Genomic DNA, 22088 nt, shown 5'->3' on the forward strand with positions numbered 1-22088 from the left:
CACTCATGACCATACAAGACATCAGTTTGTGGATCAAAACGGCTGCCCCGTCCGGGCAGCTGACGTCCGATTCGCGCCGTGTGCAGCGCGGCGACGTGTTTTTCGCCTACGCGGACGCCACGCATTTTATCGAAGCTGCCATCGAGCAGGGCGCCGCCGCCATCGTGCATGACGCCGTTGAATGGAACGCCGCATGGAGCGTGCCGCACCTGCTGGTCAGCGACCTGAAACGCGTGGCCGGCCCCGTGGCGCATGCTGTTTACGACATGCCCGACAGCGCCATGTTCAGCGCCGGCGTGACGGGCACGAATGGCAAGACCTCGTGCGCGCTGTGGCTGGCGCAAGCGCTGGCGCGCCTCGGTGAAACCTCTTCTGTCATCGGCACCCTGGGCGTAGGCCTGTGCAAGCCGCGCGGCGCCATCGAATTCGACGTGACCGGCTACACCACGCCGGACGCCGTGCTGCTGGCGCGCAAACTCGCCGCCATGCGCGACGCCGGCGCCAAGGCCGTCGCCATCGAAGTGTCGTCGATCGGCCTGGACCAGGAACGCGCGGCCGGCATGCATTTCGATGTCGCCATGTTTACCAATTTGACGCGCGACCACCTCGACTACCATGGCGACATGGCGGCCTACGAGGCGGCCAAGGTCAAGCTGTTCGACTGGCCCGGGCTGAAAACGGCCGTCATCAACCTGGACGATCCCATGGGCTTGCGCCTGGTCCGCCATGTGGACGGCAAGCTGGCAGGCGAGTATCCGGTTATCGGCTATACCCTGCAGGATGCGGCCGCCTTGCCCGATTTGCCGCGTGTGCTGATGCTGCGCGCCAGCCAGTTCCGCAGCCGTAATGCCGGCACCGACTTCCACCTGGAATGCGCGCTGGGCGTTGCGCTGATCAAGACGCAGCTGGTGGGCCACTTCAATATCAGCAACGCGCTGGCCGTGCTGGGCGCCTTGCTGGCGCATGGTACCGGCTTGCGCGCCGCCATCGACGGCATCGAATCCCTGCAGCCGGCCCCGGGCCGCATGCAGCAGGTGGGCGGCCAGGAAGCGCCGATGGTCGTCATCGATTACGCGCATACGCCTGACGCGCTGGAAAAAACCCTGGCTGCCTTGCGCCAGGTGGCGCAGGAGCGGGGCGGCCAGCTGTGGTGCGTGTTCGGCTGCGGCGGCGACCGCGATCCGGGCAAGCGTCCGCAGATGGGCGCCATCGCGCAGCTGGCGGACCACGTGCTGGTCACCAGCGACAATCCGCGCAGCGAAGACCCGCATGCCATCATCGCGCAGATCGTCGCCGGCATGCGTGCCGACGGTCCGCAGCCGCAAGCCATCGAAGACCGCGCCGGGGCCATTTTGTCGGCCATCAAGCACGCGGCCAAGCCGGATGTGATCCTGTTGGCGGGCAAGGGCCATGAGCCGTACCAGGAAATCAAGGGCAAGAAACTGCCGTTCTCCGATGCCGACCATGCGCAGCTGGCCTTGTCCGCGCGCCTGACGATGATGAGGACGAACTGATGGATAGCCTGATGCACGCAAGCCTGGCTGAATTGATGCCGTCGCTGGACGGTGCACAGCTGACGGGCGACACCGTTTTTGACGGTGTGTCCACCGACAGCCGCAGCGCCCAAGCCGGTTCGCTGTTCGTGGCCCTGCGCGGCGAGAGTTTCGACGCCCACGATTTCCTCGACCAGGTGGCCGCGCGCGGCGTCGCCGCCGTGGTGGTCGAGCGTCTGCCGGCGGGCTGGGACAGTAGCAAGGTGCCGGCCATCGTGGTCGCCGATACCCTGGCCGCGCTGGGCCGCATCGCCAACCACTGGCGCTGCCGTTTCAATTTGCCCGTCATCGGCGTCACCGGCAGCAATGGCAAGACCACCGTCAAGGAGATGATTTCATTCATCCTGGCGGCAGCCTTTGGTGAAGAGGCGCGCCTGGCCACGCGCGGCAACCTGAATAACGAGATCGGCGTGCCTCTGACCCTGTTCCGCCTGAGCGAACAGCATAAGGCAGCCGTCATCGAGATGGGCATGAACCACCCGGGCGAGATTGCCCGCCTGGCGGCGATTGCCGCGCCGACCCTGGCGATGGTCAACAATGCGCAGCGCGAGCACCAGGAATTCATGCACACGGTGGTAGCGGTGGCGCGCGAGAATGGCGCCGCGTTGGCAGCCCTGGCGCATGACGGCGTGGCCGTCTTCCCGCATGGCGATGAGTTCACGCCCGTGTGGCGCGAACTGGCCGGCGCGCGCGCCATCATCACGTTTGGCCTGTCGAAAGAGGCGGATGTCAGCTGCACGCACCGCGCGTCCGAGGATTTTGGCAGCGACCTGTTCGTCAGCGTGCGCGCACAGGACGGCGGCTTGCGCCAGTTCTTCGTGGACTTGCAGGCGGCGGGCGAACACAATGTGCGCAATGCGCTGGCGGCGGTGGCATGCGCTATCGGCGCCGGCATCGCGCCAGAACATATCAAGCAGGGCCTGGAGGCGTTTTCTCCCGTGAACGGCCGGCTGCAGAAAAAACGCGCCGCCAATGGCGCCACCATCATCGACGACACGTATAACGCCAATCCGGATTCGGCGCGCGCGGCCATCGATGTGCTGGCGCAGGCCGCGGCACCGCGCATCCTGGTGCTGGGCGAGATGGGCGAAGTCGGCACGCAGGGGCAGCAGTTCCACGAAGAGATCGGCGCCTACGCCGCCGCCAAAGGCATCGAACACGTGCTGGCGACGGGCGGTCTGGCGCGCCATCTGGTCAATCCGGCGCAGGCAGCCGCGAGCCAGGAATCAGGCACGGTCGTGGAGTATTTCGAACAGTTCGACGGTTTGCTGGCGGCGCTCGATGCGCATTTGTCCGGCCGTTCGGATGCAACAGTATTAATCAAGGGCTCCCGTTTCATGAAGATGGAACGGGCCGTGCAGCATTTGATTGGTTCAAACAACAATAACAAGGAAGCTCACTAATCATGCTGCTCTGGCTCGCTCATTATTTCCAGGACGACATTGGCCCATTGCGGGTCTTTAACTTCATCACGTTCCGCGCCGTCTTCGCCACCCTGACGGCGATTTTGATCGGCCTGTGCGCCGGTCCTGCCGTGATCCGCATGCTCACGCGCATGAAGGTTGGCCAGGCCGTGCGTACGGATGGCCCGCAAACGCATCTGAAAAAACACGGCACCCCCACCATGGGCGGTGTGCTGATCCTTATCGCCATCGGCATTTCCACCTTGCTGTGGGCCGACCTGTCGAACCGTTTCATCTGGCCCGTGCTGATCGTCACCTTGGGCTTTGGCGCCGTCGGCTGGGCCGACGACTACCGCAAGGTGGTGCACCAGGACCCGGAAGGCATGCGCTCGCGCGAAAAATACTTCTGGCAGTCGCTGATCGGCATCGCCGCCGCGTTTTACCTGGCGTTTTCCGTCTCCATCTCCGAGCCCAATGCCGGCCAGGTGTGGAATCTGATCTACGCCTGGGTGCAGTCGGGCTTCGCCATGGACTTGCCGCCGAAGGCCGATCTGATCGTCCCGTTCTTCAAGACCATTAGCTATCCGCTGGGGGTGTGGGGCTTCATCGCGCTGACGTATTGCGTCATTGTCGGTACCAGCAACGCCGTCAATTTCACCGATGGCCTTGACGGCCTGGCCATCATGCCGACTGTGATGGTGGGCACGGCCCTGGGCCTGTTCGCCTACCTGACCGGTAATGCCACGTATGCGCGCTACCTGTTCATCCCGCACATTCCGGGCGCCGGCGAACTGGTGATCTTCTGCGGCGCGCTGGCCGGTTCCGGCCTGGCCTTCCTTTGGTATAACACCCACCCCGCGAAAGTATTCATGGGCGACGTGGGCGCGCTGGCACTGGGCGGCGCACTGGGTACCATCGCCGTCATCGTGCGCCAGGAAATCGTCCTGTTCATCATGGGCGGCATCTTCGTGGTTGAAACGCTGTCCGTGATCATCCAGGTCGTCTGGTTCAAGTACACCAAGAAGCGCTTTGGCGTTGGCCGTCGCGTCTTCCTGATGGCGCCATTGCATCACCATTTTGAACAAAAAGGCTGGAAGGAGACGCAGGTTGTCGTGCGTTTCTGGATCATCACCATGATGCTGGTGCTGCTCGGCCTGACCACCTTGAAGCTGCGCTGATGATGTACGACGCTAAAACCGCACTGGTACTGGGCCTCGGGGAGTCAGGCCTGGCCATGGCCCTGTGGCTGGCCCGTAGCGGTGCGACCGTGCGCGTGGCCGACACAAGAGAAAGCCCGGAGCGCTTGGCCGCGTTGCAGGCCGCCGTGCCGCAGGCGCAGTTCATCGCCGGCGCCTTCACGGCCGACTTGCTTGACGGCGTGGACTTTGTCACCGTCAGCCCAGGCCTCGCGCCGGGCTGCGAACTGGCGCAGATTGCGCCGGCAGCTACTGAGAAAAACATCCCCGTGTGGGGCGAAATCGAACTGTTCGCGCAGGCGCTGGCCGCCTTGAAGGCAGAACGCGGCTATGCTCCGAAAGTCATCGCCATCACGGGAACGAATGGCAAGACGACCGTCACCAGCCTCGTAGGCTTGTTGTGCGAACGCGCCGGCCTTGCCACGCGCGTGGCCGGCAATATCAGCCCGGCCGCGCTGGACGTGCTGCGCGAAGTGCTCGATGCCGAGCCTGCGCCGCAGCCGGTGGATGCGGAGGCTGAAGTGGCGGAACCCGTCGCCAGCACCTTGCCGCAAGCGTGGATCCTGGAACTGTCCAGCTTCCAGCTGCACACGACATTCAGCCTGCAGGCCGATGCGGCCACGGTCTTGAATCTGTCGCAGGACCATCTGGACTGGCATGGCGACATGGCCGCCTACGCCGCAGACAAGGCGCGCATCTTCGGCGACCAGACCGTGCGCATATTGAACCGCGACGATGCGGCCGTGATGCACATGGCCGACCCGTTGGTCGAGACCATCACCTTCGGCACGGGCGAACCGGCGGAAGTCGACAGCTTTGGCCTGGTCAATGAACGTGGCATCTTCTGGCTGGCGCAAGCTGTGCCCAGCGAAGAAGTCATCGAGAAAAAACGCAGGAAGAACGATCCCGCGCCGGAACCGGTGCCGACGATGGCGAAAAAGCTGATGCCGGCCGATGCGCTGAAAATCCGCGGCCAGCACAATGCCTCGAATGCGCTGGCGGCGCTGGCCCTGTGTCGCGCCATCGGCCTGCCATTCGCGCCGCTGCTGCATGGTTTGCGCGAATACCAGGGCGAGCCGCACCGCGTGGAGCTGATCACGGCAGTGGGCGAGGTGGAATACTACGACGACAGCAAGGGCACGAATGTGGGCGCGACCGTGGCGGCCCTGTTCGGCCTGGGCAAGGCGTTTGGCGGCGCGGAACAGCGCCTGGTGCTGATCGCCGGCGGCGACGGCAAGGGGCAGGATTTCTCGCCGCTGGCCGAACCCGTATCGCGCTACGTGCGCGCCGTGGTGCTGATCGGACGCGATGCACCGGCCTTGCGCGCGGCCCTCGAGCCGGCTGGCGTGGACATCGTCGACTGCGCCACCTTGCCGGAAGCCGTCAAGCGCGCCAGCAGCCTGGCGCTGGCTGGCGATGCCGTGCTGCTGTCGCCCGCGTGCGCCAGCCTGGACATGTTCAAGAACTATGCGCACCGCGCGCAGGTGTTTGTCGACGCCGTGCGCGACATCGCCCTGGAAAACGGACAGGATATCTGATGGCTTTCCAACTGCCCTTCAGCTTTGGTTCCGGCTCGGCTGCCAAGCCGCTGGATAGCCGCGCGCGGCAATCGAAGATGATGGACTATGACAAGCCGCTGGTATGGGTCGTCCTGCTGCTCATGTTGCTGGGCATGGTGATGGTGTATTCGGCGTCGATCTCGCTGTCGGATGCGCGCAAGTTTGCCGCCTATACGAACAATTATTTTGTCGTGCGCCAGGCGCTGTTCATCGGCGTGTCGATCGTCGTCGGCGCGCTGGTGTTCCGTATCCCCGTCGCGACCTGGCAAAAGATGGCGCCGTGGCTGTTCATCGGCACCCTGGTGCTGCTGGTGATGGTGCTGATACCTGGCCTGGGCGTGTCGGTCAACGGCGGCCGCCGTTGGCTGAACCTGCCGGGCCTGCGGCCGCAGCCGTCCGAGCTGATGAAGGTGGTGATGGTGCTGTACGCGGCCGATTACACGGTGCGCAAGCAGGAATACATGCACAAGCTGACCAAGGGCTTCATGCCGATGGCGCTGGCCGTCAGCTTCGTCGGCCTGCTGCTGCTGATGGAGCCCGATCTGGGCGCTTTCGGCGTGATCGTCTGCATCGCCATGGGCATTTTGTTTTTGGGCGGCGTCAACGCCATCTGGTTCGGCGGTATCGGCGCCATGCTGACGGCGATCTTCGTCACCATCATCGCCCTGTCAAAATTCCGCCGCGAGCGGTTTTTTGCGTATCTCGACCCGTGGCAGGAAGACAATGCCCTGAACAAGGCTTACCAGTTGACACACTCGCTGATCGCCTTCGGGCGCGGCGAACTGTTTGGCGTGGGATTGGGCGGCAGCGTGGAAAAACTGCATTACCTGCCCGAAGCCCACACGGACTTTTTGCTGGCCGTGATCGGCGAGGAGCTGGGCCTGGTGGGCGTGCTGGTCGTGATCGGCATGTTTTACTGGATTATCAAGCGGGCGTTCGACATCGGCCGCCAGGCGATCGCCATCGACCAAACCTTCGCGGGACTGACGGCGAAAGGCATCGCCATCTGGATCGGCGTGCAGACCTTCATCAACATGGGCGTTAACCTGGGCCTGCTGCCGACCAAGGGCCTGACCTTGCCCTTGATGAGTTATGGCGGCACGGGCGTACTGATTAACTGTATCGGCCTGGCGATTTTGCTGCGCATCGATTACGAAAACCGGATCCTCATGCGGGGAGGCCGGCTATGAACAACGCGACGAACTTGAAAACGACGAAAAGACTGATGATCATGGCGGCCGGTACCGGCGGCCATATTTTCCCTGGCCTGGCGATTGCGCAGACGATGCGCGCGCGCGGCTGGGAAGTGAGCTGGCTGGGCACGACCCACGGCATGGAGCAGGAGCTGGTGCCGAAGAGCGGCATTCCCATGGATGCCATCGCATTTTCCGGCATGCGCGGCAAGGGCCTGGCGCACACCATTCAAGGCGGCTTCAAGATGCTGGCCAGCTTCTTTGCCATCCGCCGTTTCATCGCCAGCCGCAAGCCGGATGTGGTGATGGGCATGGGCGGCTACGTCACCGTGCCGGGCGGCCTGATGGCGCGCCTGAAAGGCGTGCCGCTGGTGCTGGTCAATGCCGACGCGGCGCTGCTGTTGTCGAACAAGACCCTGGTGCCGCTGGCGCAGCAAGTGTGCTTCGGCTTTCCTGCTGATTTCGGCAGCGCTGCCGGCAAGGCCGTCGTGACGGGCAATCCCGTGCGCGCGGAAATCCTCGCCATGGCGCCGCCGGCCGCGCGTTTCGCGGGCCGCAGCGGCCCGCTGCGCATCCTGGTAGTGGGCGGCAGCCTGGGCGCGAAAGCGCTGAACGACAGCCTGCCTGCCGCGCTGGCGCTGATGCCGGAAGGCGAGCGTCCGCTGGTCACGCACCAGTCGGGCAAGAAGAATATCGACGCCCTGCATGCCGCGTATGCGCAGGCGGGCGTGCAAGCCAATGTGGTCGATTTCATCGACGACATGGCCAAGGCGTATACCGAGGCCGACCTGGTGATTTGCCGCGCTGGCGCCATCACCCTGTCGGAATTGACGGCGGCCGGCGTGGCCAGCGTGCTCGTGCCGCTGGTGGCGTCGACCACCAGCCACCAGCGCGACAACGCGCAATGGATGGCAAAACAAGGCGCGGCGATTCATCTGCCGCAAACGGAAATGAGTGCCGCGTCGCTGAGCGCGCTGCTGGCGTCGCTGAGCCGCGACACTTGCCAGCAGATGGCGCAGGCGGCATTGGCAGCAGGCAAGCGCGACGCCAATGAGGCGATCGCACACGTATTGGAAAAACTGGCATGAGGTTAGCTCTGTGAAGCATAAAGTAAACAATATCCACTTTGTCGGTATTGGCGGCAGCGGCATGAGCGGCATCGCCGAAGTGCTGGTCAACCTGGGCTACAAGGTGTCGGGCTCCGACCTGGGCAGCAATGCGGCGACGCAGCGCCTGGCGAGCCTGGGCGCGACCGTCATGCTCGGTCACGCGGCAGAAAATATCGGCGACGCCGATGCGGTGGTGACGTCGGGCGCCGTCCCGCAAGACAATCCGGAAGTGGCGGCTGCGCGTGCGCGCAAGATTCCGCTGGTGCCGCGCGCCGTGATGCTCGGTGAATTGATGCGCTTGAAACGCGGTATCGCGATCGCGGGCACGCATGGCAAGACGACGACGACCAGCCTGGTCGCTTCCGTGCTGGCGCAGGGCGGTCTCGATCCGACCTTCGTCATCGGCGGCCGCCTGACCAGTGCCGGCGCGAACGCCAAGCTGGGTTCGGGCGACTACCTGGTGGCAGAAGCCGATGAATCGGACGCCTCGTTCCTGAACCTGACGCCGATGATCGAAGTGATCACGAATATCGACGCCGATCACATGGACACCTACGAGCACGATTTCGAAAAGCTCAAGCAAGCCTTCGTGCAGTTCACGCACCGCTTGCCGTTCTATGGCCGCGCCATGCTGTGCATCGATGATCCGCACGTGCGTGCCATCATCCCGTCCGTCACCAAGCCCGTCACCACCTATGGTTTCGCGGAAGACGCGCAAGTGCGCGCCATCAACGCGCGCGCCGTGGGCCTGGAAATGCATTTCACCGTGCTGCAGGAAGGCTATCCGGACCTGGACGTAGTGCTGAACCAGCCTGGCATGCACAATGTGCAGAATGCCTGCTCGGCGATTGCCATCGCGCGCGAAATCGGCATCGCCGACAGCGCCACGCAGCAGGGCCTGGCCGAGTTTTCCGGCGTGGGCCGGCGCTTCACGCGTTACGGCGACGTGGCGCTGCCGAACGGCGGTACTTTTGCGCTGGTTGACGATTTCGGCCACCATCCGGTGGAAACGGAAGTGACCCTGGCCGCCGCGCGCGCCGCCTATCCCGGCCGCCGCCTGGTGCTGGCGTTCCAGCCGCACCGCTACAGCCGTACGCGTGACCTGTTCGAGGATTTCGTGAAGGTGCTGGGCGCACCCGACGTGCTGCTGCTGTCCGAAGTGTATGCGGCCGGCGAAGCGCCTATCGTCGCCGCCGACGGCCGTGCCCTGGCGCATGCGCTGCGCGCGCGCGGCAAAATCGAACCGATCTTCGTCGAGTCCATGACGGACATGGCCGACACCATCATGAGCGTGGCGCGCGACGGCGACGTCGTGCTGACCATGGGAGCCGGCTCGATCAGCGGCATCCCGAATCAACTGACAACGTATCAATCTCACACTGTAAAGGCCTGACGTGAACCAAGCTTCAGCTATCGACGTTAAACAATTGGGCAAGGTCGGCGTCCTGTTCGGCGGCCGTTCGGCCGAGCGCGAAGTGTCGCTGATGTCCGGCGCGGGCGTGCTGGCAGCCCTGAAAAGCCATGGCGTGGATGCGCATGGCTTCGATACGGGCGAACGCAGCCTGGCCGAATTGGCCGCTGAGCAATTTGACCGCGTCTTCATCGCGCTGCACGGCCGCTTCGGCGAAGACGGCAGTCTGCAGGGCGCGCTGGAACAACTGGGCATTCCATACACGGGCAGCGGCGTGATGGCCTGCTCGGTGGGCATGGACAAGGTCTACACCAAGATGATCTGGTTGATGCACCAGCTGCCGACGCCAAAGTACGCGGTACTGGACGACAGTTCCGACCTGGCCAAGGTCGCCGCGGAATTGGGCTTGCCGCTGATCGTCAAGCCGCCGCATGAAGGCTCGAGCATCGGCATCACGACCGTCAACGAAGCGTCGGCCTTCCAGGCCGCCTACGACATCGCCGCCGGCCTCGATGATTCGGTGCTGGCCGAGGAGTTCATCAAGGGCCGCGAGTTTACCGTTGCGATCCTGGGCAAGGGCGCCACGGCGCGCGCGTTGCCGCCGATTGAAATCGTCGCGCCGCAAGGCAATTACGATTACCAGAACAAGTACTTCACGGACGACACGCAGTATTTCTGCCCGCCGCAGCTCGATGGCGCGATCATCGCAGAGATGGAGCGCATCGCCCTGGCCGCCTACCGCGCCCTGGGCTGCGAAGGCTGGGGACGGGTCGATGTCCTGATGCGCACGGCAGACAGCGCGTTGTTCCTGCTGGAAGTAAATACCTCGCCCGGCATGACGGGGCACTCGCTCGTGCCGATGGCGGCGCGCGCGGAAGGCACCAGCTATGAAGACCTGTGTCTGGAAATCGTCGCCGGCGCCAGCCTGAAAATGCACAAGGGACAGCGCTGATATGTGGCATGACGCTAAAAGCCTCAATACGACTGCCAACGGCTTGCTGGCCGCGGTTCTGGTCGTGTGCGTGGCCGCCGGCGTCTGGTGGGTGTCGCAGCGTCCCATGTTCGACCTGCGCACGATCAAGGTGGAAAGCGCGGACGACAAGGGCCTGCGCCACGTGAATTACCTGACCCTGCGCAGCGGCACGCTGGGCCGCATCAAGGGCAATTTCTTCACGACCAACCTGGAAAGCGTGCGCGGCGTGTTCGAATCGGTGCCCTGGGTGCGCCGTGCCAGCGTACGGCGCGAGTGGCCGAACCAGCTGATCGTGGCGCTGGAAGAACATGAGGCGCTGGGTACCTGGGGCGAGGACGGGCGCCTGCTGTCGGTCAAGGGCGACGTGTTTACGGCGAATGTGGCCGAGGCCGAAGACGACCATGAATTACCGGCCTTCGCCGGCCCCGATGGCAGCGAAAAGGAAGTGCTGGCGACCTACGTGCAGCTGGCAAAGTGGTTTGCGCCGTTGAAGATGGTGCCGGAAACCCTGTCGCTGTCGAGCCGCTATGCGTGGACCGTAAAACTGGATAACGGCATGAGCGTGGCGCTGGGGCGCGAACAGAATCATACGACCCTGAAGGCGCGGGTCGACCGGCTGGTGGGCATTTACCCGCAGCTGGCGAGCCGGCTGGAAAATATCGACACGATCGATATGCGTTACCAGAATGGCCTGGCGCTCAGTTCAGCCGGCCTGGTGATACCGGCCGAAGGCAAGGATGGCAGGCCGGCAGGGGCAATCAAGAAGAAAAATGGCAGTCCGATTAAAAAACCGACTTAACCGAATAATCAATTAATCAATTAATAGCCCAAAAAACTAGGCGAAAGAAATGACAAAAGACGCGAAAAACCTGATCGTCGGCCTCGACATCGGCACCTCGAAAGTGGTGGCGGTGGTAGCCGAAGTGATGTCCGACGGGCGCCACGAAGTGATCGGGCTGGGCCAGCACGAATCGAAGGGCCTGAAAAAGGGCGTGGTGGTCAATATCGAGGCCACGGTGGAGTCCATCCAGCGCGCGCTGGAAGAGGCCGAGCTGATGGCCGACTGCAAGATCCGCAATGTGTATGCGGGCATTGCAGGCAGCCATATCCGCAGCTTCAATTCCAGCGGCATGGTGGCCATCAAGGACAAGGAAGTGACGGCGACCGACGTGGCGCGCGTCATCGAGACGGCAAAAGCGGTTAACATTCCGACCGATCAGCAATTGCTGCACACGGTGCCGCAGGAGTTCATCGTCGACAGCCAGGAAGATGTGCGCGAGCCTATCGGCATGAGCGGCATCCGCCTGGAGGTGAAGGTGCATATCGTCACTGGCGCCGTGTCGGCGGTGCAGAACATCGTCAAGTGCGTGCGCCGCTGCGGCCTGGAAGTGTCGGACCTGATCCTGCAGCCGATGGCGTCCGCCGATGCGGTGCTCACGCCCGATGAGAAGGAACTGGGCGTGGTGCTGATCGACATCGGCGGCGGCACGACCGATGTGGCGGTATTTTCCGATGGCGCGATCCGCCATACGGCAGTCATTCCCATCGCCGGCGACCAGATCACCAACGACATCGCCATGGCCTTGCGCACCCCGACCGCGGAAGCGGAAGAAATCAAGATCCGCTATGGCGTGGCCAAGCAGGTCCTGGCCGATCCCGGCGAATCGCTGGAAGTGCCTGGCCTGGGCGACCGCGGCCCGCGCAACCTGTCGCGCCAGGCGCTGGCGGCAGTGATCGAGCCACGCGTCGAAGAGTTGTTCGCGATGGTGCACCAGGTGGTGCGCGAATCCGGTTACGAAGGTGTGCTGTCGTCGGGCATCGTGCTCACGGGCGGCACCTCCATCATGCCCGGCATGGTGGAAATGGCGGAAGACATTTTCCTGAAACCGGCGCGCCTTGGCACGCCCGAGTATCGGGGCCAGCTGGCCGACGTGGTGCGCAGCCCGCGCTATGCCACGGTATTGGGCCTGCTGCTGGAAGCGAAGAAGCAATACCTGCGCGGCCACATCGTGACGCGTCAGGACGGCTCGGTGAAGGCAGTCTGGCAGCGCATGAAGGAATGGTTTTTAGGGAATTTTTAAGGGCTTGATTTACGCCCGGCAGGTCAGGTTTTTTGGCAGCATCGCAGGTACACACACATAACTTTATTTTATATTTAACCGCAGTTTTCAATCTCCAGTTCTCCTACCAATATGAGGCCTGGCGCTTGGAAACCGCATCTGATAGGAGCACATCATGGAGTTCGATATGGTCGATAACACAGCTTTAGGTACCGTCATCAAGGTCGTCGGCGTCGGCGGTGCGGGTGGCAATGCAGTCCAACACATGATCAACAAAGGCATGTCGGGTGTGGAGTTCATTGCCGCCAACACCGACGCACAGGCCCTGTCGACATCGAAGGCCCACAACATCATTCAGATCGGCGATACCGGTCTGGGCGCCGGCATGAAGCCTGCCGTCGGCCGCCAGCTGGCGGAAGAATCGCGCACGCGCATCGCCGATTCGCTGCGCGGCGCGCACATGGTCTTCATCGCTGCCGGCATGGGCGGCGGTACGGGCACGGGCGCCGCTCCTATCGTGGCTGAAGTGGCCAAGGAACTGGGCGCGCTGACTGTGGCCGTGGTTTCCAAGCCATTCTCGTATGAAGGCCAGAAGTGCATGGACATCGCCGACGAAGGCCTGGAGCAGCTGTCTCTGCACGTCGATTCGCTGATCATCATCCTCAACGAAAAACTGGAAGAGATCTACGAAGACGAAAGCATGCTGGAATGGATGCAGCATGCCGATGATGTGCTCAACAACGCGGTGGCCGGCATTGCCGAGATCATCAACGTGCCGGGCCACATCAACGTCGACTTCAACGACGTGAAAACCATCATGGGCGAGCAGGGCAAGGCCATGATGGGCACGGCGACGGCTTCCGGCGTCGACCGCGCACGCATCGCCGCGGAACAGGCTGTCGCTTCGCCGCTGCTGGACGGCATCGACCTGTCCGGCGCGCGCGGCGTGCTGGTCAACGTCACGGCCAGCCGTGGCTTGAAAGGTAAAGAGATCAAGGAAGTCATGGCCGCCGTGCGCGCGTTTGCCGCACCGGATGCGTCGATCGCGCAAGGTATCGCCTACGACGACGCCATGGGCGACGACATCCGCGTTACCGTGGTGGCCACGGGCCTGGGCCGCGCGAAGAAAAACATCCAGCTGGTACCGCAGCAAGTGCTGCGCACCGGTACCCACAACAGCCCGTTGACTCCATCGGCTGCCATGGGTAGCGCGCAAGCGGCGACGACGACGGTTGGCGTGGCTACGCCGGCTGCCGGTTTCGACGGCATGAAAGCGCCGGCAGTATGGCGCCGCGAATCGGCTTCCGAGCAGGTGCGCGCGATGGAAAAGAATGGCATGGAGACGTACGATATTCCAGCCTTCCTGCGCAAACAAGCCGACTAATCACAGTGAAAAAAGCCCATGGCGGCGTTGCATAGCCTTGCCGTACAGTCGTACTGTCTTCGGCCATGCGCCTTGCCCTGCGCATTTTTCATGTGATTAGGTGACCGGAGGTGATCTGATGTCAGCAAACATGACGGCGGCCTGAGGGTCGCCGTTTTTTTTGCCGGTTTTTTGACTTTTGCCTTTGCCTTTCCTGCCACTTTCTGCACAAATACGGCAAGTCAGGCATACTATCGCGCAGTGTCGGCAGCATGCCGGCAGAACCAGATCACGGGCGCTGTCCGCTCCATGGAACGGGCGGCGCCTTCAACCGACAGTACACAAGGAGTCAACATGACCATCAAGATCGGCGACACCCTGCCAGAAGGCACCCTGGCCGAATTCATCGAAAGCGAAACCGAAGGCTGCGCACTGGGCCCGAACACGTTCAACGTGCAAGACCTGGTCAAGGGCAAGAAGATCGCCATCTTCGGCCTGCCAGGCGCCTACACCCCGACCTGCTCCGCACAGCACGTGCCGGGCTACGTCAAGCACGCCGCCGACCTGAAAGCCAAGGGCGTCGATGAAATCTGGTGCATCTCCGTCAACGACGCGTTCGTGATGGGCGCCTGGGGCCGCGACCAGAAAGCTACCGGCATCGTGCGCATGATGGCTGACGGCAATGCCGCCTACAGCAAGGCCCTGGGCCTGGACGCTGATTTTTCCAAGCACGGCATGGGCACGCGCTCGCAGCGCTACTCGCTGCTGGTCGACAATGGCGTCGTGACGCAATTGAACATCGAGCAAGGCGGCAAGTTTGAAGTGTCGAATGCGGAAACGCTGCTGGGCCAACTGGCTTAAGTCCCTGAGAAAAAGTCCATGGCGGCGTTGCACTGCCTTGGCGTACTACTCGTACTGCCTGCGGCAATGCGCCTTGCCCTGAACATTTTTCAGGGACTTGTCTTTTTTGACGTAAAAACGGCGCCATCGGCGCCGTTTTTTTATTGTACCGACGGCTTGCTCGCCTCGAACATGGCCGCATCGATGCTGAACGAATAATCGTCCTGCAGTGCGAAATACCGGCGCGCTTCCTCGGGCGCGCCATCGAACAGGTTGCGGATGGCCGCCACTCTTTCGCTTGGCGTGCGCATGCGGGCCACCCACTCGTCGAACTGCATGGTCAGTTTCCACACGCTGCGCAAGCTGTGCGTAAAACCTGCGTTGTCAAACTTGGCGCCCCATTCGCAGCTGCGGTAGTCGCGTACGTGGGACGCGTCGCGCAGCATTTCCACCGCCTGCAAGGTGCTGTCGTACAGGGCCGTCTTGGGCGCGACGATGTCGACCACTAATAAGGTGCCGTTCGGGCGCAGCACGCGCCACGCTTCTGCCAGGGCTCCCGCCACGTCGTTCCAGTGGTGCGCGGAAAAGCGCGTGACGACCATGTCGAAGCTGGCGTCGGCAAACGGCAGGCGGGCCACGTCGCCCTGTTGCGTGCTGATATTGTGCAAGCCGCGCTGCACCTTGGCGCAGTCGACCACGTCGAGCATGGGCTGCGCCAGGTCATAGGCGACCACCGATTGCGCCACGGGGGCGACGGCGAAGCTGGCGTGGCCGGCGCCGCAGCCCAGGTCCAGGACGGTGGGCTTGCCATGGCGGCGCGCGCATTCCTGCATCAGCACCAGGTCGGCGCCTTGCGCGTGTACGGCGCTGCTCAGGTAGGCATTGGCCGTCTTGCCAAACTGTTCGGTAACGACATCGTGCTGCTGCATGGTTTTCTCCTGTGGATGGCTGAGTTCCTGCAGAATAGGGATAAAATTATCCTGTAACAAGACCATAACTTATACTGGTATATCTACTACCATGCTTCCCCTTCATGTCGAACAAACTTGCTGAATTCATCCGCGCCCGGCGCGAAACCGTCACCCCCGCCATGGCCGGCTTGCCCGGCGGCGGACGGCGGCGCACGCCTGGCTTGCGGCGCGAAGAGCTGGCACAGCTGTGCGATGTCAGTCCCACCTGGCTGACGTGGCTGGAGCAGGGGCGGCCCGTGTCGGCATCGGCCAGGATGCTGGCGCGCCTGGCGCAGGTGCTGCAGCTGAGCGCGGCCGAGCGCGCCTACCTGTTCGAGGTGGCAGACAAGCATGACCCCAGCCATGGCGCAGGCGAGGGCGGGGGACCTGCCGCCGCCGAGTTGGCCGCCATCGTCGCCGCCATCGACGCGCCCGCGTATATCCTGGACCGCGCATGGAATGCCGTGGCGTGGAACGGGGCGGCGTCCACGCTGTTTACGGGCTGGCTGCACGGCGACGGGGACGCGGACGCGCCGAACCAGTTGCGCTTCATGTTCCTGGAACCTGGTGCGCGCGATCTGGTCGTCGGCTGGCCCGAGCGGGCGCAGCGCCTGGTGGCGGAGTTTCGCGCCGATATCGGCCGGCAGGCGGATCAGGCGCCGCTGGCTGGCCTGATCGCCGAACTGGCCGATGCCAGCCTTGAATTTCGCCAGTGGTGGGGCGCGCAGCAGGTGCAGGGCCGTGATGGCGGCTTGCGCCAGTTCCGGCATGCGCAACAGGGCCTGCTTGCGTTCAATCAAGTGACCCTGCACCTGGCGCGCCAGCACGACTTGAAACTGGTGATGCTGTTGCCTGTGTCATAAGGTAAAACGGCCGCGCTTGTTATAATCGGGCTGACCGCCTGGCCCTGCCTGTCCAGACCATGCTGTCCTGGCTCCGGCCGTCGCCATGATGACGGTCCCGCTCTTTCGCCAGGAGTCTGTCCTGATACCCCGCAATCCCAACCTGCGCAGCATCTATGTGATGCTGGTCGCCGTCGCCATGTTTTCCCTGATGGACACAGCCATGAAGCTGTTGTCCGCTCATTACCCGCCGATGCAGGTGACGGCCTTGCGCGCCCTGTCGTCGTTGCCGCTCGTCTGCCTGTACCTGCTGTACCGCGGCGCCTTCAAGAATGTGCTGAAGGTGCGCTGGCCGCTGCACCTGTTGCGCGGCGTCTTGGGCGTGTTGATGATCACCCTGTTTGCCTACGGCCTGAAGCGCATGTCGCTGGCCGAGACGTATGCGCTGTTTTTCGTCGCCCCCTTGCTGATTACCGTCCTGTCGGTTTTTATCCTGAAGGAAAAAGTGGACTTCGCGCGCTGGTGCGCCATCGCCGTGGGTTTGCTGGGCGTGCTGGTGGCGCTGCGCCCCGACGGATCGGGATTCTTTTCGGTGGCCGGGCTGGCCGTGCTGGGCTCGGCCGCCTGTTACGCCATTTCCGCCGTCACGGGCCGCATCCTCAGCCGCACGGACGCCAGCGAAAGCATGGTCTTTTGGCTGATGGTGATGATGGCCCTCGGCGGCGTGGCCTTGTCGGCGCACGAGTGGGTGAGCATCCGCCGCGAAGACTGGTGGCTGCTGGCGGGCTTGTCGCTGAGCGGCTTCCTGGGGCAGTTGGCGATTACGGAAGCGTTTCGTCATGGCAAGGCGTCCAGCGTGGCGCCGTTCGAATACTCGGCCCTGGCCTGGGGCATGGCCCTGGACTGGATGCTGTGGCGCGCCTTGCCCGACGAATACACCCTGATCGGTGCGGCCATCATCATCGGCAGCGGCATTTACCTCGTGCGCAGGGAGGCTGTCCATGCCGAGAGCGAGCATCCATGAGTAGCGGTTGTGGTATTTCTGGCGTGGGCCATGCCGCGCCGCAACGAAAATCCGGCAAATAGATATAATCGACAGATGTTAAAACAACGCACCATCAAACAACAGGTCCGCACCATCGGTGTCGGTTTGCATTCTGGCACCAAGGTCGAGCTGACTCTGCGTCCTGCCGCGATCGACACGGGCATCGTGTTTCGCCGCATCGACCTCGATCCCATCGTCGAGTTCCCCGCCAGCGCCATGGCCGTGGGCGATACGCGCATGGCTTCCGTGCTGATCAAGGATGGCGCCAGGGTTTCTACAGTGGAACACCTGATGTCGGCTGCGGCCGGCCTGGGCGTCGACAATATGTATATCGACGTGAATGCGGAAGAAATCCCCATCATGGACGGTTCCGCCTCGTCCTTCGTCTACCTGCTGCAGCAGGCTGGCGTGGAAGAGCAGCAAGCGCCAAAGAAATTTATCAAGGTCATCAAGCCTGTGGAAGTGCGTCACGGCAAGGGTGACGCGGAGAAATGGGCGCGCTTGTCGCCGTATGACGGCTTCAAGCTCGATTTCTTTATCGAATTCAATCACCCGGCCGTCGATGGCACGATGCAGCGCGCCTCCGTCGATTTCGGCGACGTGTCGTATGTGCACGACGTGGCGCGTGCGCGCACGTTTGGCTTCATGCAGGACGTGGAAAGCTTGCGCGGCATGGGTCTGGCCCGTGGCGGTTCGCTGGAAAACGCCATCGTGATGGACGAATACCGCATCCTCAACGCCGATGGCTTGCGCTATGAAGACGAGTTCGTGCGCCACAAGATCCTCGACGCGATTGGCGACCTGTACCTGGTGGGCCACCCCTTGCTCGCGTATTACACGGCGCACAAGTCGGGCCACGCGCTGAACAACCAGCTGCTGCTGGCGCTGCTGGAACAGCCGGAATCGTATGAAATCGTTTCCTTCGATACAAATGAGGCGGCGCCGCAATCGTACCTGCGTCAAATGGAGCGCGAGTGGTCGTTGACCTGAGTTAATCCTTCGGTTCGCGGTGGTGGCGCACCATATTGCGTAGCGCCGCGATCAACTGCTCGTTTTGCTTCGACGCTGGCAGGGCCGTGCTCAGCTCTTCCAGGGCCGACATGGCTTTTTCCGGCAAGACCAGCGCCCGCGTATGCACGATGGGCGCGATGCTCTTGATGACTTGCACTTTCAGCTTGATGCCTGAAATCTGCCAGCCTTTTCTTTCCAGCTCCCCTTGTAACTTTGGTAATTGCTGCTTGAGCTTGGCCGCCAGCGCCGCGTTCGGCGTGGCCAACACCAACTGGCCGCTCTCGAACTGCAGGATGTCGCAATGCTCGAACATGGCCGGCAAGGCCTTGGCGCAATCTTTTTGCAGGGCGGCCAGGCGCGTGACGGTGGGCATCAGGGAGGCCATCGTCGCGTTGCCGCGCAGAAAATCGGTTGCGCCCGTGACGGCCGGGCCGGAGCGGGCAAAGCCGTAACCGCGGCGCGGTGCCGGAGAATAAGTGGGAGTTCGCATGGCCGAAACATAGCACACTAGCCCGCGCATGACGAGTGCGGCGGCGGGTGCGGTGCAGGCGGGCGGACCGTATTGCCTTACAGTATGGAAAATGTCCGCAATTTCTGCTATTTGTTTGTCATTAAGCTATTGTTATATGGCGCATTACCCCAACCATGTCGGGAACGCATGATAAAATCATCGTCTTTTGCCATAGTCGAACTCCGTGCGGTGACGCGATTACTACCGCGTTGTTCCCTACCGAGCTTTTTTTAACGGCGTTATTTCAAGAATTCAAGCATGTCATTACTGACCCAGATTTTCGGTAGCCGCAACCAGCGGCTGCTCAAGCAATACCAAAAAACGGTACGCGAGATCAATGCGCTCGAGCCGGCCATCGAAAAGCTGTCGGATGCCGAGCTGCAAGCGAAGACGCCTGCCTTCAAGGAACGCATCGCCGCCGGCGAATCGCTCGATGCCTTGCTGCCGGAAGCCTTTGCCGTCTGCCGCGAGGCCAGCAAGCGCGTCCTGCGCATGCGCCATTTCGATGTGCAGATGATCGGCGGCATGGTCTTGCATTTTGGCAAGATCGCGGAGATGGGCACGGGCGAGGGCAAGACCCTGATGGCAACCTTGCCAGCCTACCTGAATGCCTTGTCGGGCAAGGGCGTGCATATCGTCACCGTCAATGATTACCTGGCGCAGCGCGATGCCGAGACCATGGGCCGCCTGTACGCATGGCTGGGCCTGTCGACTGGCGTGAACATGTCGCAGATGGAGCACAGCGCCAAGCAGCAGGCGTACAATTCCGACATCACGTATGGCACGAACAATGAATTCGGTTTCGACTTCCTGCGCGACAACATGGTCTACGAAGCGCGCGAGCGCGTGCAGCGCAGCCTGAACTTCGGCATCGTCGATGAAGTCGACTCGATCCTGATCGATGAAGCGCGTACGCCGCTGATCATTTCGGGCCAGGCCGAGAACCATACGGACCTGTATCACAAGATCAATGAAGTGCCTGCGCGCCTGACTTTGCAGATCGGCGAAGAAACGCCGGATGGCAAGGGCAAGGTTGAAGTGCCGGGCGACTACACCAAGGATGAAAAAGCGCACCAGGTGCTGCTGACGGAAGCCGGCCACGAAAAGGCCGAAGGCATCCTGATGGAGATGGGCCTGCTGCCGGAAGGCGCCTCGCTGTACGACTCGGCCAACATCACCCTCGTGCATCACCTGTATGCGGCCCTGCGCGCGCATGCGCTGTACTTCAAGGATCAGCACTATGTGGTGCAGAACAATGAAGTGGTGATCGTCGATGAATTCACGGGCCGCCTGATGACGGGCCGCCGCTGGTCCGATGGCTTGCACCAGGCCGTCGAAGCGAAAGAGGGCGTCAAGATCCAGAACGAGAACCAGACCCTGGCCTCGATCACCTTCCAGAACTACTTCCGCATGTACGCCAAGCTGGCCGGCATGACGGGTACGGCCGATACGGAAGCGTACGAATTCCAGGAAATCTACGGCCTGGAAACGGTCGTGATTCCGCAAAACCGTCCGCTGCAGCGCAAGGACCGCCAGGATCAGGTCTATAAATCGTCGGCGGAAAAGTACAACGCGATGTTGAACGACATCCGCGACTGCTACGAGCGCGGCCAGCCCGTGCTGGTGGGTACGACCTCGATCGAGAACTCGGAACTGTTGTCGGGCATCCTGACCAAGGCCGGTTTGCCGCACAACGTGCTGAACGCGAAACAGCATGCGCGCGAAGCGGAAATCATCGCCCAGGCAGGCCGTCCGAAAGCCATCACCATCGCCACCAACATGGCCGGTCGCGGTACGGACATCGTGTTGGGCGGTAACGTCGAGAACCAGATCAAGTTCATCGAAGCCAATCCTGAGCTGAGCGACGCCGACAAGGCAGCCCAGTCGCAGACCTTGCGCGATGAATGGCAATCCCTGCACGACCACGTGGTCAATGCGGGCGGCTTGCACATCATCGGCACCGAACGCCACGAATCGCGCCGCGTCGACAATCAGCTGCGTGGCCGTGCCGGCCGCCAGGGTGATCCGGGTTCGTCACGCTTCTACCTGTCGCTCGACGACGCGCTGCTGCGCATCTTCGCCGGCGACCGCGTGCGCGCTGTGATGGACCGTCTGAAAATGCCGGAAGGCGAACCGATCGAGGCAGGCATCGTCTCGCGTTCGATCGAATCGGCCCAGCGCAAGGTTGAAGCGCGCAACTTCGATATCCGCAAGCAATTGCTGGAATACGATGACGTCGCCAACGACCAGCGCAAGGTCATCTATCAGCAGCGTAACGAGCTGCTGGAAACGACCGATATTTCCGACATGATCGCTTCCTTGCGTCATGGCGTGTTCACCGACCTGGTGCACGAGTACGTGCCGCATGAATCGGTGGAAGAGCAGTGGGATATCAAGGGCCTGGAAAATACCCTGGCGAGCGAATGGCAGCTCGACTTGCCGCTGCATGAAATGCTGGAAGCCGATTCGACCCTGACGGACGAAGAGATCCTGGAAAAAGTGCTGGCCGCGGCCGATGCCGTGTACCAGTCGAAGATCGATATCGTCGGCAAGGAATCGTTCGGCGGCTTCGAACGCAATGTCATGCTGCAAAGCGTGGACAGCCACTGGCGTGAACACCTGGCGGCGCTCGATCACCTGCGCCAGGGTATTCACCTGCGCGGTTATGCGCAGAAGAATCCGAAACAGGAATACAAGCGCGAAGCGTTTGAACTGTTTGGCCAGATGCTCGACATGATCAAGAACGACGTCACGAAACACGTGATGACGGTGCGTATCCAGTCGCGCGAAGAAGTCGATGCGGCCGAACAGGCGATGCAGCAGTCGCACGTGGAAAACGTGCACTACCAGCACGCCGAATTCGACCCGAACGCGGCGCCGGAAGAACTGCTGGCTCCTTCGGCCGGCGGCAACATGGACAACGTCGACGACATGAGCGTGAGCATGGGCGTCAAAGTGGGCCGTAACGACCCATGCCCTTGCGGCAGCGGCAAGAAGTACAAGGCTTGCCACGGCAAGCTGGCGTAAAGCCCGCTGCATGGCCTGAACAAGAACGGAGACCGCGGTCTC

At 62.5% G+C, this 22088-nt stretch carries 18 protein-coding genes; 16 read left to right on the top strand and 2 right to left on the bottom strand.

Annotated features, from left to right (window positions below):
• Positions 1–5 precede the first annotated feature (5 nt).
• The 12 genes from NCG91_RS21225 to NCG91_RS21280 all read left to right on the top strand — a co-directional run bounded on the left by NCG91_RS21225 (position 6) and on the right by NCG91_RS21280 (position 14681).
• A complete protein-coding gene (locus NCG91_RS21225) occupies positions 6–1514 on the top strand; it encodes a UDP-N-acetylmuramoyl-L-alanyl-D-glutamate--2,6-diaminopimelate ligase (RefSeq protein WP_251351074.1) in 1509 nt (502 codons plus the stop codon).
• 11 nt (positions 1515–1525) lie between these two features.
• On the top strand, positions 1526–2956 hold the full coding sequence (locus tag NCG91_RS21230; RefSeq protein WP_251351115.1) for a UDP-N-acetylmuramoyl-tripeptide--D-alanyl-D-alanine ligase: 1431 nt from the start codon (positions 1526–1528) through the stop codon (positions 2954–2956).
• Positions 2957–2958: 2 nt separating this feature from the next.
• On the top strand, positions 2959–4134 hold the full coding sequence (mraY, locus tag NCG91_RS21235; RefSeq protein ID WP_077399841.1) for a phospho-N-acetylmuramoyl-pentapeptide-transferase: 1176 nt from the start codon (positions 2959–2961) through the stop codon (positions 4132–4134).
• Positions 4134–5690 (top strand): UDP-N-acetylmuramoyl-L-alanine--D-glutamate ligase, encoded by a 1557-nt coding sequence (gene murD, locus NCG91_RS21240; RefSeq protein WP_251351075.1) that lies wholly within the window; start codon positions 4134–4136, stop codon positions 5688–5690. The genes mraY and murD overlap by 1 nt, the downstream gene beginning before the upstream one ends.
• Positions 5690–6901, top strand: coding sequence for a putative lipid II flippase FtsW (gene ftsW, locus NCG91_RS21245; protein ID WP_099665431.1), 1212 nt, complete (start codon positions 5690–5692; stop codon positions 6899–6901). The genes murD and ftsW overlap by 1 nt, the downstream gene beginning before the upstream one ends.
• Positions 6898–7992, top strand: a complete 1095-nt coding sequence (gene murG, locus NCG91_RS21250) for an undecaprenyldiphospho-muramoylpentapeptide beta-N-acetylglucosaminyltransferase (protein WP_251351076.1) — start codon at positions 6898–6900, stop codon at positions 7990–7992. Before ftsW ends, murG begins: the two co-directional genes overlap by 4 nt.
• Before the next feature lie 10 nt (positions 7993–8002).
• Positions 8003–9406 (top strand): UDP-N-acetylmuramate--L-alanine ligase, encoded by a 1404-nt coding sequence (gene murC / locus NCG91_RS21255; protein ID WP_070222485.1) that lies wholly within the window; start codon positions 8003–8005, stop codon positions 9404–9406.
• A gap of 1 nt (position 9407) precedes the next feature.
• Positions 9408–10376: a D-alanine--D-alanine ligase gene (locus tag NCG91_RS21260; RefSeq protein WP_251351077.1), complete on the top strand. Its 969-nt coding sequence runs from the start codon at positions 9408–9410 to the stop codon at positions 10374–10376.
• A gap of 1 nt (position 10377) precedes the next feature.
• Positions 10378–11196 (top strand): cell division protein FtsQ/DivIB, encoded by an 819-nt coding sequence (locus NCG91_RS21265; protein ID WP_251351078.1) that lies wholly within the window; start codon positions 10378–10380, stop codon positions 11194–11196.
• Between the two features lie 49 nt (positions 11197–11245).
• Positions 11246–12478 (top strand): cell division protein FtsA, encoded by a 1233-nt coding sequence (gene ftsA, locus NCG91_RS21270; protein ID WP_010394955.1) that lies wholly within the window; start codon positions 11246–11248, stop codon positions 12476–12478.
• Positions 12479–12632: 154 nt separating this feature from the next.
• Positions 12633–13841 carry a cell division protein FtsZ gene (ftsZ, locus tag NCG91_RS21275; RefSeq protein WP_034748865.1) on the top strand — a complete coding sequence of 403 codons (1209 nt, stop codon included), beginning with the start codon at positions 12633–12635 and terminating at the stop codon, positions 13839–13841.
• A gap of 333 nt (positions 13842–14174) precedes the next feature.
• Positions 14175–14681: a peroxiredoxin gene (locus tag NCG91_RS21280; protein ID WP_251351079.1), complete on the top strand. Its 507-nt coding sequence runs from the start codon at positions 14175–14177 to the stop codon at positions 14679–14681.
• 140 nt (positions 14682–14821) lie between these two features.
• On the opposite strand, the gene NCG91_RS21285 is transcribed toward NCG91_RS21280, so the two are convergent.
• The gene (locus tag NCG91_RS21285) at positions 14822–15589 is read right to left on the bottom strand and encodes a class I SAM-dependent methyltransferase (protein WP_251351080.1); all 768 of its coding nucleotides are present in this window, start codon (positions 15587–15589) and stop codon (positions 14822–14824) included.
• Between the two features lie 104 nt (positions 15590–15693).
• Here NCG91_RS21285 and NCG91_RS21290 point away from each other — a divergent pair, with 104 nt between their 5' ends.
• From NCG91_RS21290 to lpxC, 3 genes are all read left to right on the top strand, one after another.
• A complete protein-coding gene (locus tag NCG91_RS21290) occupies positions 15694–16473 on the top strand; it encodes a helix-turn-helix transcriptional regulator (RefSeq protein WP_251351081.1) in 780 nt (259 codons plus the stop codon).
• 160 nt (positions 16474–16633) lie between these two features.
• Entirely contained in the window at positions 16634–17476 is an 843-nt protein-coding gene (locus NCG91_RS21295) for a DMT family transporter (protein ID WP_099668227.1), read from the top strand.
• 75 nt (positions 17477–17551) lie between these two features.
• A complete protein-coding gene (lpxC, locus tag NCG91_RS21300) occupies positions 17552–18487 on the top strand; it encodes a UDP-3-O-acyl-N-acetylglucosamine deacetylase (RefSeq protein ID WP_077399869.1) in 936 nt (311 codons plus the stop codon).
• 1 nt (position 18488) lies between these two features.
• Here the strand turns inward: lpxC and NCG91_RS21305 are convergent, their stop codons facing one another.
• Positions 18489–18998 (bottom strand): DciA family protein, encoded by a 510-nt coding sequence (locus tag NCG91_RS21305; protein ID WP_099665424.1) that lies wholly within the window; start codon positions 18996–18998, stop codon positions 18489–18491.
• Positions 18999–19277: 279 nt separating this feature from the next.
• On the opposite strand from NCG91_RS21305, the gene secA reads away from it, so the two are divergent.
• Entirely contained in the window at positions 19278–22046 is a 2769-nt protein-coding gene (secA, locus tag NCG91_RS21310) for a preprotein translocase subunit SecA (RefSeq protein WP_099665423.1), read from the top strand.
• The last annotated feature ends 42 nt before the right edge of the window (positions 22047–22088 follow it).

Origin of the sequence: Janthinobacterium kumbetense (assembly GCF_023703445.1) — a bacterium.
GTDB classification, from domain to species: domain Bacteria; phylum Pseudomonadota; class Gammaproteobacteria; order Burkholderiales; family Burkholderiaceae_D; genus Janthinobacterium; species Janthinobacterium kumbetense.